18 protein-coding genes and 1 tRNA gene are annotated in these 14,787 nt (G+C 67.1%); 9 read left to right on the plus strand and 10 right to left on the minus strand.

The genetic code is table 11. The annotated features are described in order from the left end of the window. Positions 1-84 precede the first annotated feature (84 nt). Positions 85-459 carry a metal-dependent transcriptional regulator gene (locus tag DM818_RS10340; RefSeq protein ID WP_075936811.1) on the plus strand — a complete coding sequence of 125 codons (375 nt, stop codon included), beginning with the start codon at positions 85-87 and terminating at the stop codon, positions 457-459. Here the strand turns inward: DM818_RS10340 and DM818_RS10345 are convergent. The 4 genes from DM818_RS10345 to DM818_RS10360 all read right to left on the minus strand — a co-directional run bounded on the left by DM818_RS10345 (position 441) and on the right by DM818_RS10360 (position 2,694). After that, the gene (locus DM818_RS10345; RefSeq protein ID WP_075936810.1) at positions 441-767 is read right to left on the minus strand and encodes a NifU family protein; all 327 of its coding nucleotides are present in this window, start codon (positions 765-767) and stop codon (positions 441-443) included. The two genes, DM818_RS10340 and DM818_RS10345, sit on opposite strands and share 19 nt — an antisense overlap. 159 nt (positions 768-926) lie before the next feature. Next, entirely contained in the window at positions 927-1,277 is a 351-nt protein-coding gene (locus DM818_RS10350; protein ID WP_075936809.1) for a glyoxalase, read from the minus strand. A 31-nt stretch (positions 1,278-1,308) separates the two neighbouring features. After that, positions 1,309-2,079, minus strand: a complete 771-nt coding sequence (locus tag DM818_RS10355) for a pirin family protein (protein WP_075936808.1) — start codon at positions 2,077-2,079, stop codon at positions 1,309-1,311. Between the two features lie 54 nt (positions 2,080-2,133). Next, positions 2,134-2,694: a DUF420 domain-containing protein gene (locus tag DM818_RS10360; RefSeq protein WP_075936807.1), complete on the minus strand. Its 561-nt coding sequence runs from the start codon at positions 2,692-2,694 to the stop codon at positions 2,134-2,136. A 102-nt stretch (positions 2,695-2,796) separates the two neighbouring features. On the opposite strand from DM818_RS10360, the gene DM818_RS10365 reads away from it, so the two are divergent. After that, positions 2,797-3,165: a hypothetical protein gene (locus DM818_RS10365; protein ID WP_123124260.1), complete on the plus strand. Its 369-nt coding sequence runs from the start codon at positions 2,797-2,799 to the stop codon at positions 3,163-3,165. 136 nt (positions 3,166-3,301) lie between these two features. Here the strand turns inward: DM818_RS10365 and DM818_RS10370 are convergent. After that, a tRNA-Leu gene (locus DM818_RS10370) sits at positions 3,302-3,386 on the minus strand. 105 nt (positions 3,387-3,491) lie between these two features. On the opposite strand from DM818_RS10370, the gene DM818_RS10375 reads away from it, so the two are divergent. Genes DM818_RS10375 through DM818_RS10385 form a run of 3 tightly spaced genes read left to right on the plus strand, consistent with a single transcriptional unit; the run spans position 3,492 to position 5,712 of the window. Continuing rightward, positions 3,492-4,013, plus strand: a complete 522-nt coding sequence (locus DM818_RS10375) for a helix-turn-helix domain-containing protein (RefSeq protein WP_075936805.1) — start codon at positions 3,492-3,494, stop codon at positions 4,011-4,013. A gap of 50 nt (positions 4,014-4,063) precedes the next feature. Further along, the gene (locus DM818_RS10380; RefSeq protein ID WP_123124259.1) at positions 4,064-5,191 is read left to right on the plus strand and encodes an acyl-CoA dehydrogenase family protein; all 1,128 of its coding nucleotides are present in this window, start codon (positions 4,064-4,066) and stop codon (positions 5,189-5,191) included. Beyond that, positions 5,191-5,712 carry an HAD family hydrolase gene (locus DM818_RS10385; RefSeq protein WP_123124258.1) on the plus strand — a complete coding sequence of 174 codons (522 nt, stop codon included), beginning with the start codon at positions 5,191-5,193 and terminating at the stop codon, positions 5,710-5,712. The genes DM818_RS10380 and DM818_RS10385 overlap by 1 nt, the downstream gene beginning before the upstream one ends. 1 nt (position 5,713) lies before the next feature. Here the strand turns inward: DM818_RS10385 and DM818_RS10390 are convergent, their stop codons facing one another. Both DM818_RS10390 and DM818_RS10395 read right to left on the minus strand, forming a co-directional pair. Beyond that, positions 5,714-5,950 (minus strand): DUF5822 domain-containing protein, encoded by a 237-nt coding sequence (locus DM818_RS10390; RefSeq protein WP_075936802.1) that lies wholly within the window; start codon positions 5,948-5,950, stop codon positions 5,714-5,716. Between the two features lie 39 nt (positions 5,951-5,989). Next, positions 5,990-6,772: an enoyl-CoA hydratase/isomerase family protein gene (locus DM818_RS10395; protein WP_123124257.1), complete on the minus strand. Its 783-nt coding sequence runs from the start codon at positions 6,770-6,772 to the stop codon at positions 5,990-5,992. Positions 6,773-6,857: 85 nt separating this feature from the next. Between DM818_RS10395 and DM818_RS10400 the strand changes: the two genes are divergently transcribed. The 3 genes from DM818_RS10400 (at position 6,858) to DM818_RS10410 (ending at position 11,401) form a co-directional block, all read left to right on the plus strand. Continuing rightward, on the plus strand, positions 6,858-8,210 hold the full coding sequence (locus DM818_RS10400; RefSeq protein WP_075936800.1) for an NAD(P)/FAD-dependent oxidoreductase: 1,353 nt from the start codon (positions 6,858-6,860) through the stop codon (positions 8,208-8,210). Positions 8,211-8,487: 277 nt separating this feature from the next. Beyond that, positions 8,488-10,008 (plus strand): glycosyltransferase, encoded by a 1,521-nt coding sequence (locus DM818_RS10405; RefSeq protein WP_153952616.1) that lies wholly within the window; start codon positions 8,488-8,490, stop codon positions 10,006-10,008. Between the two features lie 7 nt (positions 10,009-10,015). Beyond that, entirely contained in the window at positions 10,016-11,401 is a 1,386-nt protein-coding gene (locus tag DM818_RS10410; protein WP_172977317.1) for a sensor histidine kinase, read from the plus strand. On the opposite strand, the gene DM818_RS10415 is transcribed toward DM818_RS10410, so the two are convergent. Together DM818_RS10415 and DM818_RS10420 are read right to left on the minus strand one after the other, a co-directional pair. Continuing rightward, the gene (locus tag DM818_RS10415) at positions 11,398-12,066 is read right to left on the minus strand and encodes a metal-dependent transcriptional regulator (protein WP_075936797.1); all 669 of its coding nucleotides are present in this window, start codon (positions 12,064-12,066) and stop codon (positions 11,398-11,400) included. The genes DM818_RS10410 and DM818_RS10415 overlap by 4 nt on opposite strands. A 37-nt stretch (positions 12,067-12,103) precedes the next feature. After that, positions 12,104-12,943: a ZIP family metal transporter gene (locus tag DM818_RS10420; protein WP_075936796.1), complete on the minus strand. Its 840-nt coding sequence runs from the start codon at positions 12,941-12,943 to the stop codon at positions 12,104-12,106. 118 nt (positions 12,944-13,061) lie between these two features. On the opposite strand from DM818_RS10420, the gene hisD reads away from it, so the two are divergent. After that, positions 13,062-14,333: a histidinol dehydrogenase gene (hisD, locus tag DM818_RS10425; protein ID WP_123124253.1), complete on the plus strand. Its 1,272-nt coding sequence runs from the start codon at positions 13,062-13,064 to the stop codon at positions 14,331-14,333. A gap of 49 nt (positions 14,334-14,382) precedes the next feature. On the opposite strand, the gene DM818_RS10430 is transcribed toward hisD, so the two are convergent. After that, entirely contained in the window at positions 14,383-14,577 is a 195-nt protein-coding gene (locus DM818_RS10430) for a cold-shock protein (RefSeq protein ID WP_075936794.1), read from the minus strand. Between the last annotated feature and the right edge of the window lie 210 nt (positions 14,578-14,787).

Here is a 14,787-nt window from a genome sequence, read left to right on the forward strand (position 1 = left end):
CGCCGCGCAGAACGTTTTAGGCATGCCGAAAAGAAGGGCGTGTATGTGCGCCCTTCGAGCACTCACCTTCCCACGGACCCGGCCATGAGCCGGTCGCTGTATCTGGTGGCGCTCTACATCGCGGAACACGAGCAGTCGGCTCCCGTCTCGTCGGGAACCGTCGCGGAGCGAACCGACCGGACCGCCGGCACCGTGAGCGAGGCGTTTCACGACCTCGCGGAGACGGGACTCATCGAGTATGAACCCTACGAGGGTGCGGCGTTGACCGACGCCGGACACGACCGAGCACGACAGCTCCACGAGACGTACGTCACGCTCTCGTGGTTCTTTCGGGACGTGCTCGAACTACCCGACTACGAACAGGAAGCGATGGAGATGGCGGGTGCCGTCAGCCCCACCGTCGCACGACGACTCGCGGCGACGCTACTCGAGGAGCCGGCTCAAAACGGCGGCGAGTAGTCGGTGTACTCCTCCATCTCCTCCATCTCCTCGGTCTTGTCCGGCATGACCGCCGCGCGCGGCCCGCTGGTCCGGCGCACGTTCACGGTCTCGATGTCGCTGATGTGGTCCGGGAGCCGCTCGCGGATGGCCTTCATCGTCATCGGTGCGATGCCACAGCCGGAACAGGCACCGCCGATGGCGACGGTGACCTCGCCGGCCTCCTCGTCCACGTCTTCGACTTCGAAGTGACCGCCGTGGTCCTGAATCTGTGGCACGTTGCTCTGCAGGTAGTTCCGCGTCCGTCGTTCGAGGCTTTCAGCACTCATACAGCCACAAGTACGCCCTCAAGTGTAATAAATATGTCTTGTTTGGCAAGCCTAAAACTCGTGTCTACGTGCGTTTAGGGCGCTCTAAAGCCGCTTTTCTTTGGACGGCCAAACTTTCTCTCAGAACGCAGACTGTTTTGGTCGGCCAAACCCTCCGATTCAGCTATCGGGCGTTTCGTGTTCGAACGTCTGAATTTCGACCGTGCGCCCGTCGGGGTCGGCGGCGAAGAACTGGTAGATGTCGTACTGGTCGTTGTAGTGTGGCTCCTCGCGGACCGTCTCGCCCAGCCGGTCGTGCATCGTCTCGACCGCCGCGCGCGTCTCGTAGACGAAGGTGAGGATACCTTCCGTCTCGGTCTCGTCGGCGTCACAGAAGCCGAACCGGAAGCCGTCGTGGCTGAGAATCGTACAGCCGGGCTGTTCGAGCCACACCGACGCGTCGACGCGATTGCGATACCACTCGACGAGCCGCTCGCGTCCGGTCGTCCGGAAGAAGACGATGCCTGCCATACGCCGCCTTCGCCGGCGCGGCTGAAGAATCCTACCGACCGATGGTGCCCTGACGCGTCACTTCGGCGTCGGGGTCGATGGTGAACGCGACGACGATACTCTCCTCGCGTGCGGTCGCCGAGAGTGGTTCACCAGCGGTGTAGAGTCCGGTCTCGGCCTCGGTGAACGTCTCGCCGCCCGCGTCGAGTTCACCCTCGAACACGTAGAAGTAGGTGTCACGGCCCTCGGCGGTCGGAATCTCGACCGTCGCGCCCTCGCCGACGCGCACGTCGTAGAGGTCGATTTCGTTGCGGACGAACAGCGGCGCGTCGGTCCCCTCCGGTCCGAACAGGTGTCGCCACTCGTTTTCCACGGGGTCGGGAATCGGCTCGTGTTGGATGTTCGGCTCCATGTTCAGGGTGTGCGGGCGGACGAAAATCTGGAGCATCCGCAGCGGCGGGTCCTCGGGGTTGGTGCGCTCCTCGTGCCAGAACTCGCGGCCGGCGTTCATCACCATCAGGTGGTCGCTGTCGGTGACGAGCACGTTGTCGTCACCGTCGTCGTGGCGCATCACGCCCGCCGGCACCCACGAGATGATGTCCTCGTTCCGGTGTGGATGCATTCCGATGAGCGTGTCCGGGTCCATGAACGACTCCACGACCGTCGAGAGCGGCCCGTAGCCGTGGTCCTCGTGGTCGGGGGGGTTCCGGCCGGGGAAGTTGAAGTGGGTCCGGAACTTCCCCTGATTTTGCGTCACGTTCGTCCGCGGGGCTTTGTGGAGACCGGCGACTGTTTCTTGCTCTGCTTCGGCGTCGAGACTCATGTCACGTGGCTACGCCACAGACGGGTATACGTCCACCGTCGTCACCTGCCAACGTCAGTAGACGATGTACAGGAGCACGTAGACGACGTTCCCGAGGACGAAGGAGACGACCCACAGCGCGGCGGCGACGCGCGCGACCTGCTTGTGTCTGGTGTCGAACACCGCCGAAATCGGGCGCGTCGCGGCAAGCAGAAACACGTAGTACAACAGCGGCACGCAGACCACGGCGAGCAGGATATGGACCGCGAGCAGCGGGAGATACAGGTACTGTTCGACGGCGGCCGGTCCGGGGAACGAAGCCGGCCCCTGTACCGTCACCTTGTACAGATACAGGACGAGAAAGCCCGCAAACAGGAGCAACGACGCCACCATGAGCCGACGGTGGCGCTCGTAGTCGCCGCGACGGGAGGCCGCCACGCCGGCGACGATGGTCACGATAGCGAGCGTCGAGAGCACCGCGTTCACGTGTGGAATCGCGTCGAAGACGGCGTCGGGCGCGACCGGCAGCAGCGCTCGGGGAATCACGCCCAGCGCGGCCCCGAAGACGAGCGCGAGCGAGACGACGCTGAGCAGTGCAGTCCACTCTCGGACTCGACCGCGGACGACGCTCTGCATACCCGACGGTCGGAGCCGAGTGACAAAAGCCGTGGCGCTCTCGTCGGGTGGTGTCAGCCCGCCAGCACGGAAGATTATACCGGCTGGTCTCGTCGTTCCGGTATGCCAAACCGGGGGGAGCTACTGGAGAAGCTGGCGACGGAATCGGGAGCCGAACTGCGCACGTGTCTGGAGTACCGCGAGGGAGCGATGAAGTTCCTCTACCGGCGCGATGGCATCAACGAGGACGGTGCCCGCGACCGCGCGCGCCGGCTCCAGGAGCTGTACCGCGCCGAGAGCAACCTCGCGAACAAGGGCGGACTCACCGGCCACGGGAAGCTGCGCGGCTCCGTCCACTACTTCGAGGACCTGCTCGTGTTGACGCTGCCGGCCGACGACGACCCGACGTTCGGCTTCTCGGTCGGGCTCGACGTGGGGAGCGACCTCACTGAGTTCCTCGACGGCTGTCGGGAGACGCTGTTCGGGGAGTGAGCCGCCGCTGCGAGCTTCGAGCCGTCACGACCGCAGGACAGCACCGTCGCTCGCGGACGTTGCGTCGGTAGGATGATGCGTGGGTGCTGTCTCTGCGACGAGCACCCGCACTGTGGTGGCGAGGGCCACCGGGCAGTGCGTGGGACCGGATTTGAACCGGCGGACCTCTACAGGACAGCGCCCTCAACGCTGCGCCGTTGGCCTGGCTTGGCTACCCACGCACGCTGTGTGCATTCCAGCGTACTGCGGTGGCATACAAAAGGAAAGCGATTCTCCCCGGCTGGGGGACGAGCGATTGAAGTAGTCGCTGTGAGTTATTGGACGGTATGGCGAAGTACTCGACGGGTGGTGTCGGCTCCGACGACGCCGACAGCTGTGAACTCTGCGGGAAAGAGGGCGTCTCGCTCACGGACGAGACCGTCGCTGGCGCGCGCCTGCAGGTCTGTAGCGACTGTTCACAACACGGAGAACAGGGCGGGAAGACAGAACGCGACACGGAGGGCCGCGACGAGGCCAGCCCCGGCGACGACACGACGGACCGCCGGCGCAAGGCCGCCCAAAACGCCGCTCGCATCGCGGACGCCAACGCCGTCGACTCCTCCCGCTGGGAGCAGGGCACCGACTACGAGGACGACCCGCTCCCGTATCTGGTGAGCGACTACGGCGACGTGATGGCCGACGCCCGACAGGAGGCCGGTCTCCAGACGGGCGAGCTCGCGGGCGAACTCGGCGTCACCGAAGCCGACGTGCTCGCGGTCGAACAGGGCCGAGCGAATCGCGCGAACATCCCCGGGTCGCTCATCGAGGCCATCGAGGAGCGGCTCAACGTCCAACTCTCCGACGAGTAGGCCGGTCGCGTCGAACGGGCAACTTTTGCGAGCACGCGACAAGCACGGGTATGGACCTCACCACGGAACAGCGCGCCGTCCGCGACACCGTCCGGGAGTTCGCCCGCGAGGAGGTGCGCCCCACCGCAGCGGAGGCCGACGAGACCGAGACCTTCCCCGAGGACGTGTGGGACGGGCTCGCCGACATCGACCTGACCGCGCTCACCGTCCCCGAGGAGTACGGCGGACTCGACGTTGACGGTCTCACCTACGCCGTCGTGAACGAGGAACTGGCCCACGGACAGTTGGCGGTCGCGACCGCCCTCTCCGTCCACTGTCTCGCCACCTCCTGTCTCGCGACGTTCGGCGACGAGACGCAGAAGGAGCGGTTTCTCCCCGAGATGGCCGACGGCCGTCCCGTCGGCTGTTTCGCCCTCTCGGAGCCACACGCCGGCTCGAACCCCGCCGACATGAGCACGCAGGCCCGCCGTGAGGGTGACGAGTACGTCATCGACGGCGAGAAGCAGTGGATTACGAACGGGGAGCGCGGCGAGGTGGTGATTCTCTTCGCGAAGACCGACCGCGACGACCCCCAGACCGTGACGCAGTTCGTCGTCCCCAAGTCGACCGACGGGGTCTCCGTCGGGAAGAAGGAGGAGAAGCTCGGGCTTCGCGCGTCGGACACGACGACCCTCTCCTTCGACGGTGCGCGCATCCCCGCGGAGTACCGACTCACCGAGGAGGGCCGCGGGCTGTCGGCCGCGCTCTCGATTCTGACCGGCGGGCGCGTCGGCATCGCCGCACAGGCGGTCGGCGTTGCACAGGCGGCCCTCGACGCCGCGCAGTCGTACGCACAGGACCGCGAGCAGTTCGACGGGCCCATCGCCGACATCCAGTCGATTCGCCACAAGCTCGCGCAGATGCGCACCGACACGCAGGCCGCCCGGCTGCTCACCCGCGACGCCGCCCGGGGACTGGACGACGGCGACCCACCGGCCGAGGCCGCCTCGATGGCGAAGCTGCGCGCCAGCGAGACGGCCGTCGACGTGGCCAACGAGGCCGTCCAGATTCACGGCGGCTACGGCTACACGACCGACTTCCCGGTCGAGCGGTTCTACCGGGACGCCAAAATCACCACCATCTACGAGGGCACCTCACAGATTCAGCGCACGGTCATCGCCCGCGAGATGCTGGAGTGATGGCGGTCGTCTACGACCTCGACGGCACGGTCGTCGACCTCGCCGTCGACTGGGCTGCCGTCACGGACGACTGCGTCGCGCTGCTGGACGAGCGCGGCGTCTCGTTCGCGTACGAGACGCTGTGGGACGTGTACGAACACGCTCGCGAGACGGGCCACCTCGACGCCATCGAGGAGATTATCGCCGGCCACGAGCGCGAGGGAGCCCGCGCGAGCGAGCGACTCGCCTGCGCGGACCTGCTCGCGCGGGACGCCCCGGTAGCGGTCTGTTCGCTCAACAGCCAACGCGCCTGCGAAATCGCGCTCGACGCGCACGGACTCACCGAGTACGCCCCCGTCGTCGTCGGGCGCGATTCCGTCACGACGGAAAAGCCCGACCCCGAACCGCTCCGCGTGGCCATCGAGCGACTCGGCGTCGACCCGGAGACGGTCACCTTCGTCGGTGACGGGGAGCGCGACGAGGTGACCGCCGACCGGGCGGGCGTCGAGTTCGCGTACGTCGAGGAGTGGCTGGACGCGTAGCCTACTCGTCCACGTGGCGGCGCGCGTACACGTAGACGCACGTCGCCGTCACGAACCAGACGAGCGCGCCGACGCGAATCGCGAACTCCGCCCACGCGCCCCACGACGAGAGCGTAAAGAACAGCGAGGCGAGCGCGACGACCGGTGCGCCGACGACAATCGTTGTAACGAAGGTGACCTGCATCACCCACCCGAAGTCGACACCGTCGGTCTCGTACGTCTCGACGCGCTCTGGCACACCGCAAAAAAGAGCGACGACCCGGTAAGCGGTTTCGGTCTACTCCCCGCTGAACGACGCGCTCTCCGAGCCGAAGAACGCCTCGTACCCCCTCTCGTAGTCGTCGGTCGCGGTCAGGCCGGCGATGCGGTCGGCCTCGCGACCCAACTGCTCGCCAAGCCCGTGGTCGAAACTCGTCCGGAGCAGCTCCTTCGTCTCGGCGTACGCCTGTGTCGGCCCGGCGGCGAGCGTCTCCGCCTCTGTTTCGAGCCGCTCGTCGAACTCGCTGTCGGGCACCGTCTCCGTGACGAGCCCGAGCTCCTCGGCTTCCTTGGCCCCGACCGGCTCGTTCCGGAGCGCGATGCGCTGGGCGTCGCGAAGCCCGACGAGCCGCGGGAGGAAGTACGACGAGCCGCCGTCGGCCGACAGCCCGATAGCCGGATACGCGAACTGGAACCGCGCGCTCGTGGACATGATGACGATATCGCCCACGAGCGCCGTACCGATACCGCCGCCGGCGACGACGCCGTTGACGCCACAGACGACCGGCTTCGGCGCACGCGCGAGCGCATCTACGAAGTCGTGGAGCGTCGCGGCCAGCGACTTGATGGCCGGCTCGTCGCGCTCGTCACCCGCCAGCGTCGTCAGGTCCGCGCCGGTGTTGAAGACGCCGCCGACGCCCGTCACGACGAGACAGCGCACGTCGTCGTCGGTCGCAAGCTCGACTGCGCCCTCGTGAAGCGCGTCGGCGCTCGCGGCGTCCATCGCGTTGTTCGCGTCCGGCCGGTCGAAGACGAGTCGGCCGACGGCTCCGTCGCGTTCGACACGCACTGGGTCTGCCATACTCGCCCCTCTCGGGCCGGCGGGATAACTGTGGTGCGAGGTGCGGATGCAGGCGATTTAAGCCGCCCTGCGACTGTCTGCGTGTATGGACTACGACGTCGTCATCGTCGGCGGTGGCCCGGCCGGCTCCGCTGCCGGCCACGCCGCCGCCAGCGAGGGCGCGAGCGCGCTCGTCGTCGAGAAAGGGGTGCCCCGCGCCGACCGCGAGCAGCTCGGTCCCGACTCGACGGACGCCGCCGGCATCCTCGACTACTGGGTCGAACTCATGGGACTGGACGAGCCGATTCCCGACCACGTCAAACACCGCGAGCTGTCGGGGGCGGACTTCATCTCGCCCAACGAATCGGTCGCGCTCAACTCGACCGGCATCGACAGCGACTACCCCAACTTCGGGTTCACGATGCACCGCGCCCGGTTCGACGACTGGCTCCGCGAGCGCGCCGAAACCGCCGGCGCGGAGTACCGGGTCGGCAACGGCGTCCGCGAGGTGGACACCCACCTGACGGGCACGCCCTCCCACACCGTCACCCTCCGTGACGGCTCGGAGTACACGACGCGGTATCTCGTCCTCGCGGACGGGCCACAGCGCACCATCACCGGGCAGGTGCTCGACCCCCTGCTGCCGGGCGGCGAGTTCGACAAGATGGCGACCCAGCGCGCCAACCACATCGCCTACCAGGAGTACCGGGAGATTCCCGAGGAACTGCTCGAAACGGACCGCATCAAGTTCTGGTGGGGGCACATGCCGGGCCACACCGCCTACCCGTGGGTGTTCCCGAACGACGGCCAGGTCGCCCGCGTCGGGCTGACGATGCCCATCGGGATGGATATCGAGGACGTGCGCGAGCGCGACAGCTATCCCTTGCTTTCCTCCGAGGACGACCGCGTCCCGCAGGGCGGCACGTACATCGAGCGGCTGCTTGAGCACGTGTATCCCGACTACGAGCTCGACGACTTCCCCATCGTCGAGGACCGGGGCAAGACCAACGGCACCGAGACGTATCCGATCTCCTCGACGCGGCCGATCGAGTCGCCGACGGCCGCCAACATCGCCGTCGCCGGCGGTGCGATGGGGACGACGAGCGCCTTCCACGAGGGCGGCGACCACGTCGCCGTCCGGACGGGGGCAATCGCCGGTCGCCTCGCGGCCCGCGGCACGCTGCGCGCGTACAACAACGAGTGGCACCACGCCGTCGGCGACGAGCTCCGGCGCAACGTCGCGATGGGCGACATCGTGGCCGACAACACGCCCGCCGACTGGGACCGCATCTTCCGGCTCGTCGACGCCGTGCTCCCCGAGGACGGCTTCTACAACAACCGGGACGTGCTCACCAACGGTCTGACGGGCGCGAAGCTGTTGGGCAGCTACAAGTGGGCGAAGTTCGGCCTGCGCGACCGCCGGTACGCCCAGATTCGGGAAGCGGAGTACGCGGTCTAACTCTCGAAACTGGTAACTGTTTCTCGCCCCGAGGGTGAGTGCACGCCTTTAGTCCCCACCCAGAGGCCGCACCAGCGCGCGATGACGCGGTGGAGAACCCGGGCGTGCGACAGGGACTGGCCCCACCTACAGGGGCGCGCCCCACACGAGGGTTAGCCAATCGACGCGGCACGCCGCCACGGGATGAGATTGGTCGTTAGTGTTTGGGGCGACATCACCGTCTGAGCCTCCGGTTCAGCGCTATTTTATATTCTCTCGTCGCCTCTGGAGCGTCGAGATGCGCGTTCGCGACCAGATACCCGGGGAGATACTCGCCGTCATCTGCGTGATCGCGGCCCTGTTCGTCGTCTTCGGCGTCGTGTTGCCCCGCGGGCTGGTCGTCCTGCTCGTCGGCGTCGGTGCGATGGCGCTGATTTACTTCAGCGGCGTGGCGTATCTGCTCTCGCGGCCGGGGTGGATTCCCCCGTCGATGGAGAAACTGCCCATCGTGCTCGGTCTGCTGTTTCCGGCGCTCGTCGTCGGCGTCCTCGTTTACTCCTACCGGTCGCTGTTGACGCCGGCAGCCGCCGTCTTCGCGCTCGGTCTGCTGTTCGTCTTCCTCTACTACTGGCTGGTCGTGCCGCTGGCGCTGTTTCAGACCTTCCGGCGGCGGAACTTTCGGGACGACCCCGAGGAGTGGCCAGCCATCGCCGTCGTCGTGCCCGCCTACAACGAGGAGGGGTACGTCGGCGACTGCATCGACTCGATTCGCGCGACGACGTATCCGGGACCGACGTCGATTACCGTCGTCGACGACGGGAGCACCGACGACACCTACGCCGAGGCCCGCGCGCACGCTCCCGAGGACGCGACCGTCATCCGCACCGAAAACCGCGGCAAACACGCCGCGCTCAACACCGCGCTGGAACACACCACGGCCCCGTACATCGTCTCCGTCGACGCCGACTCACACGTCGACGCCGACGCCTTCAGCCAGCTCATCCGTCGGTTCTTCAGCTACGACGACGCCGGCGCGGTCGCGGGCAATATCAAGGTCGCGAACCGCGACTCGCTGGTCACGAGCGTGCAGGCGCTGGAGTATATCATGGGTATCAACACCTTCCGGCGGGCGTTCGACCTCGTTGGCACCGTGACGGTCGTCCCCGGCTCGCTTGGGGCGTTCCGCCGCGACGTGCTCGACGACGTCGGCGGCTACAGCGGGGACACCGTCACCGAGGATTTCGACCTCACCATCGACATCCTCCGCCACGGCTACAGCATCCGCGCCAGCACGGGTATCGTCTACACCGAAGCGCCCGACACGTGGCGCGACCTCGCGCTCCAGCGCCGGCGGTGGTTCCACGGCAACCTCCAGACGCTCCTCAAACACCGGGCCGTCTTCACCGACAGCCGGTACGGACTGCTCCACCGGGTCGCGCTCCCGTACGTCTTCCTCTCGATGTCCGTGCTCCCGCTGCTCGGCGTGGCGATTCTCGGCTTAATTCTGCTCTCGCTGTTCACAGGCGGGGTCGGTCTCCTGCTCCAGCTCGCGATATTCTTCGTCGTGTTGCAGGTCCTGCTCGCCGTGCTCGCCATCCAAATCGAGGGCGAGGACCTCCGGCTGGCGCTTTTTACCCCGTTGACGCTGTTCGGCTACAAGCAGTTCCTCGACGGCGTGTTGTTGTGGAGTCTCTGGGCGCTGGTCCGGGGAGAACGGACGTGGCTCCGGCCGGCACGCATCAGACAGCGGGACAAATCGGACGGGTCCGACGGCAACGGTCGCACCGAGCATGGGGAGTCAAGTCGGCGGGAACCGTAGAAACCCTGTGAGAGAGTCCACCGGCGGACGGGGGGAGGAGCCGACCGCACAGCAGTTGCTTCGGGCAATCACCGGTGGACCCAACGTGACGCTCGTCGCCGACGAGACGGAGACGATTCACTTCGCCGGCGGCGGCGTCGAAGCGCTGTTCGGCTACACGCCCGAGGAACTCGTCGGCGAGTCGGTCGACCTGCTCGTGCCGGCGGAGTTCACCGACCAACACCACGCGGCGATGGCCCGGTATCTCGACACGGGGACGCGCCACCTCGACTGGGACGGGGTCGGACTGGTCGCACAACACCGCGACGGCCACACCGTCCCGGTCGACGTGTCGCTGAGCGACACGGAAACGGAGTCGGGCCGGCTGCTCGCCGCGACGTTCCGCCGGCAGTCGAGCCGCGAGAGCAGCGAGCGGTTCGACACCCACCGCGCCTTCTCGGCGTCCGTCTTCGAGAACGTCAACGACGCCGTCGTCGTCGCCACTCCCGACGGCGAAGTGCTCGACGCGAACCCGGCGACGAGTGACTTGCTCGGGCGCGACTACGCCGACCTCCTCGACGCGTCCGTCTTCGAACTGCTCGGCGACGAGGACGCGGAGTTCGGGCTGGCGGTCCCGTTCGAGGACGGCGACTCGGCCGAGGTGACCGTCGAGCGCGAGGACGGCGACCGCGTCGTGCTCGACCTCTCTGTCGCGGATATCATGCACGAGGGCGAAACGGCGTATCTCCTCACGGGGCGCAACGTCACCGACCGCGTCGACCGCGAGGAGGAGTTGGCGAGACAAAACGAGCGGCTCGACCGCTTCACCAGCATCGTGAGCCACGACCTCCGGAACCCACTCTCGGTCGCGCACGCCAACGCCCACCTCGTCGCCGACGGGCGAACCGAGTACATCGACGACGTGCTCGACGGACTCGGCGACATGAACCAACTCATCGACGACCTGCTCACGCTCGCGCGCAACGGCGAGATACTCCGCGAGCGCGAGCCGGTCTCGCTGGCGACGGTCGCCCGGGACGCCTGGGACTCGGTCGACCGCGAGGGAGACGTGACGCTCGAACTCGACGGCGATACGGTGCTCGAGGGCGACCCCGACCGCATCGAGCAGGCACTCGTGAATCTGTTCGTCAACGCCATCACCCACGGCCGCGGGGACGAGACCGACGCCCTCACCGTCACCGTCGGCACGACCGAGGACGGCTTCTACGTCGCCGACGACGGCGTCGGCATCCCTCCCGAGAGCGCCGACAAGGTGTTCGAACACGGCCACACGACGGCAGAACAGGGGACGGGCTACGGACTCTCCATCGTCAGCGAAATCGTCGGTGCCCACGGCTGGGCGATTTCGCTCGCCGACACGGAGACGGGGACGCGCTTCGAGATACGGACTTAGACGGTCGCCTCGCTCGCCGGCACCGTCTCGATGAGCCGGGCGATCTCCTGCGGGAGCGACTGCTCGCCCGCGTCGGTCGCGACGGTCACCATCCCGAACGGCGCCACGCCGACTACCTCGAGCCGCTCGCCCGGCTCGACGCCGGCGTCGGCGAGATATCGGAGCTCCTCGTCGCCCTGGTGTCGGATGCGACGGACGATGAGCGTCTCGCCTTCGGTCGCACCGTCGAGCCGGCGTGTCGAGTCGCTCTCTGGCAGTTCGAGCTCCTGGTTGGGAATCGGGTCGCCGTGGGGGTCCGCCTCCGGATTACCGAGTGCGGCCTCGATGCGGTCCGTTAGCTCCGCGGAGACGTGGTGTTCGAGCCGGTCCGCCTCGTCGTGCACGTCGGCCCAGTCGTAATCCAGCGTCTCCGTCAGAAACGACTCCAGCAGGCGGTGGTGGCGGAGGATTTCGAGGGCGACGATTTCGCCCTCGTCGGTGAGCCGGACGCCCTTGTACTTCTCGTGGTCGGCGAGCCCGCGCTCCTCGAGCTTCTGGAGCATGCTCGACACCGTCGGCGGCGTCACGTCGAGATACTCCGCGAGCGCGGAGGTGGCGACACGCTCGTCCGGCTCTTCGAGCGTGTAAATCGCCTTGATGTAATCCTCCATGACCGCACTGAGCATACGCGACATAGCGTGCTCCGTGTGTTAAGTCCTCCTCTCAGGCCAGCGCGATGTCGAGTGAAAGCATGAGCAGCAGTCCGACCATGGTGCCGAGCGTCACCGTCCGGTCGTGGCCGTGTCCGTGCGTCTGTGGCACGATGTCGTTCACGATGACGTACAACATCCCGCCCGCGGCAAAGCCCATCGCGTACGGGAGCAGCGGCTCGGCGATGGTGACGGCAGCCGCCCCGAAGACGGCGATGGGTATCTCGACGAGTCCGGCCCGCAGCCCGGTGACGCCGGCGTACCACAGCGAGCCGAGCCCGGCGTTGCGGGCCGCGACCGCGACGGCGAATCCCTCCGGGATGTTCTGGGTGCCGATGGCGATCATCAGCGGGATGGCGTCGCTGAGATTCCCGCTGCCGAAGCCCACACCGACCGCCAGCCCCTCCGGCATGTTGTGGAGCGTGATGGCGATGATGAAGACGACGACCCCGGCGAGCCGGCCGGCCGAGTAGTCGATTTCGTGTGGCGAGGTGACGCCAGATTCGGCCATCAGTGCCTCTTCGCCCGTCTTTCCGGTGATGAGCCGCTGAACGTACGGGACCCAGTAGCCGCTCACGGCGAGGAAGCCGACTCCGAGCACGAAGCCGATGCTCGTTGTCAACAGGTTGCCGTACTGTTCGATGGCCGGAATCAGGAGGCTGGTGAACGCGGCCGCGACCATGACGCCGCCGGCGAAGCCGAGCGAGGTGTCCAACCCTCGCTGTGAGGGGTTTCGCCAGACGAGAATCAGGAGTGCGCCGACGAGATTCATCCCCGCGATGACCAGCCCGCCGACCAGCCCCCAGACGACGCGGTTCTCGCCGAACAGCTGGACGAACTGCGACTCTAGCATCGCTTTCCCGCCGTGGTCGAACTGGTGTCCATCTACCGTCGAATCCCCGCTCCGGGCAATCAAGCTACCGGTGGCGCGCGTGCGGTCGGCTTTTTATCGCGCGCGCCGAGACTCGGGTATGAACGTCCAAGCGGTCGCCGACTTATCGCCCGACGAGCGGGCCGCGCTGTTCGACAGAGACGCCGGGGTCGCCGCCGCCCGCGACACCGCCCGCGACATCGTCGAACGCGTCCGCACCGAGGGCGACGTGGCCCTGCGCGAGTACGCCGAGGAGTTCGACGGCGTCTCCGTCGGCAACGTCGACATCACCGACGAAGTCGAACGCGCCGCCGACCGACTCGACGACGACCTGCTCGCCCACATCGAGACCGCAGCCGCCAACATCCGCGAGTTCCACGAGGCACAGCGCCCCGAAAACTGGACGAAGGAGTTCGAGGGACGGGAACTCGGCCGGCGCTATCGCCCCCTCGAACGCGTCGGTGCGTACGTCCCCGGCGGGACCGCCGCCTACCCGTCGTCGGCGCTGATGGGCGTCATCCCGGCGAAGGTGGCCGGCGTCGACCACGTCGCCGTCGCCACCCCGCCAGCGGAGGACCTGAACGACGCGACGCTCGCAGCGATTCACGTCGCGGGCGCTGACGCCGTGTATCAGGCCGGCGGCGCACAGGCGATTGCCGCGCTCGCGTACGGGACGGAGTCGGTGTCGAGCGTGCAGAAAATCGTCGGGCCGGGCAACCGGTTCGTCACCGCCGCGAAAGCCGAGGTGCGCGAGGACTGTGAAATCGACTTCCTCGCCGGTCCCTCCGAGGTGTTGGTCATCGCCGACGGGACGGCCGACCCTGGTGTCGTCGCGTCGGACCTCGTCGCGCAGGCGGAACACGACCCGAACGCGTCGGTCGTCGCCGTCACGCCCGACGAGTCGCTCGCGGCCGACATCGCCCAGCAGTGTGACCGACAGGCGGGAGAGCGCGACCGCAGCGACGTGATTCAGGAGGCGCTCGACAACGACGCCTCCGGGGTGTTCACCGCGCGGTCGATGTCCGAGGCCGTGCTGTTTGCCGGTGAGTACGCCGCCGAACACCTCTCGATTCAAGCGGAGAACGACGAGGAGCTGCTCGACCGCATCGAGGCCGGCGGGAGCGTGTTCCTCGGGCCGTTCTCCCCGGTCGCGGCGGGGGATTACGCCGCCGGCCCGAACCACGTCCTCCCGACGGGCGGGTTAGCGAAGACGACCGGCGGACTCTCCGTCGACCACTTCCTCGTCTCACAGACGGTCCAGCGGCTCGACCGCGACGCCCTCGCCGACATCTCCGAGACGGTCACGACGTTAGCCGAAACCGAGGGGTTGGAGGCACACGCCGAGAGCGTTCGCAAGCGGTTCGAGGAGTAGCCGTCGCTCGCCGGTCGATAAATGAAAGAAGTCGTCTAAAGACTGTAGCTTAGTTGCGGACGAGGTTCGTCGCGCGCGGGCCCTTGTCTGCCTGTTCGATTTCGAACTCCACGTCCGTTCCCTCTTCGAGGTCCGGGCCGCCGACATCCTCCATGTGGAAGAACACGTCGTCGTCAGAGTCGTCAGTTGCGATGAAACCGTAGCCGCCAGTGTCGTTGAAGAAGTCAACCGTACCGTTTACCATTACATCAATACACAGTCCCGAGTTACGGTTAAGGGTTGGCATTCGTCCGGTCGTATGCGAGCTAAGCACACGAATGACACGCAGCGCGCGGCCTAACATGGACGAATATTTCGCCACATCGGTTCTCGCCGACTTTCTCGACCGTACGGTCGAGACTACAGGGGTTCGTGGTGGATGCACGGATTCGTGCATGCTGTGAACGCGCCGCTG

Origin of the sequence: Halosegnis longus (genome assembly GCF_009663395.1) — an archaeon.
Lineage (GTDB): Archaea > Halobacteriota > Halobacteria > Halobacteriales > Haloarculaceae > Halosegnis > Halosegnis longus.

Coding starts and splice junctions, on each gene's coding strand:
- DM818_RS10340 (WP_075936811.1), top strand. CDS start 85: ATGAGCCGGTCGCTGTATCTGGTGGCGCTCTACATCGCGGAACACGAG.
- DM818_RS10345 (WP_075936810.1), bottom strand. CDS start 767: ATGAGTGCTGAAAGCCTCGAACGACGGACGCGGAACTACCTGCAGAGC.
- DM818_RS10350 (WP_075936809.1), bottom strand. CDS start 1,277: ATGGCAGGCATCGTCTTCTTCCGGACGACCGGACGCGAGCGGCTCGTC.
- DM818_RS10355 (WP_075936808.1), bottom strand. CDS start 2,079: ATGAGTCTCGACGCCGAAGCAGAGCAAGAAACAGTCGCCGGTCTCCAC.
- DM818_RS10360 (WP_075936807.1), bottom strand. CDS start 2,694: ATGCAGAGCGTCGTCCGCGGTCGAGTCCGAGAGTGGACTGCACTGCTC.
- DM818_RS10365 (WP_123124260.1), top strand. CDS start 2,797: ATGCCAAACCGGGGGGAGCTACTGGAGAAGCTGGCGACGGAATCGGGA.
- DM818_RS10375 (WP_075936805.1), top strand. CDS start 3,492: ATGGCGAAGTACTCGACGGGTGGTGTCGGCTCCGACGACGCCGACAGC.
- DM818_RS10380 (WP_123124259.1), top strand. CDS start 4,064: ATGGACCTCACCACGGAACAGCGCGCCGTCCGCGACACCGTCCGGGAG.
- DM818_RS10385 (WP_123124258.1), top strand. CDS start 5,191: ATGGCGGTCGTCTACGACCTCGACGGCACGGTCGTCGACCTCGCCGTC.
- DM818_RS10395 (WP_123124257.1), bottom strand. CDS start 6,772: ATGGCAGACCCAGTGCGTGTCGAACGCGACGGAGCCGTCGGCCGACTC.
- DM818_RS10400 (WP_075936800.1), top strand. CDS start 6,858: ATGGACTACGACGTCGTCATCGTCGGCGGTGGCCCGGCCGGCTCCGCT.
- DM818_RS10405 (WP_153952616.1), top strand. CDS start 8,488: ATGCGCGTTCGCGACCAGATACCCGGGGAGATACTCGCCGTCATCTGC.
- DM818_RS10415 (WP_075936797.1), bottom strand. CDS start 12,066: ATGCTCAGTGCGGTCATGGAGGATTACATCAAGGCGATTTACACGCTC.
- DM818_RS10420 (WP_075936796.1), bottom strand. CDS start 12,943: ATGCTAGAGTCGCAGTTCGTCCAGCTGTTCGGCGAGAACCGCGTCGTC.
- hisD (WP_123124253.1), top strand. CDS start 13,062: ATGAACGTCCAAGCGGTCGCCGACTTATCGCCCGACGAGCGGGCCGCG.
- DM818_RS10430 (WP_075936794.1), bottom strand. CDS start 14,577: ATGGTAAACGGTACGGTTGACTTCTTCAACGACACTGGCGGCTACGGT.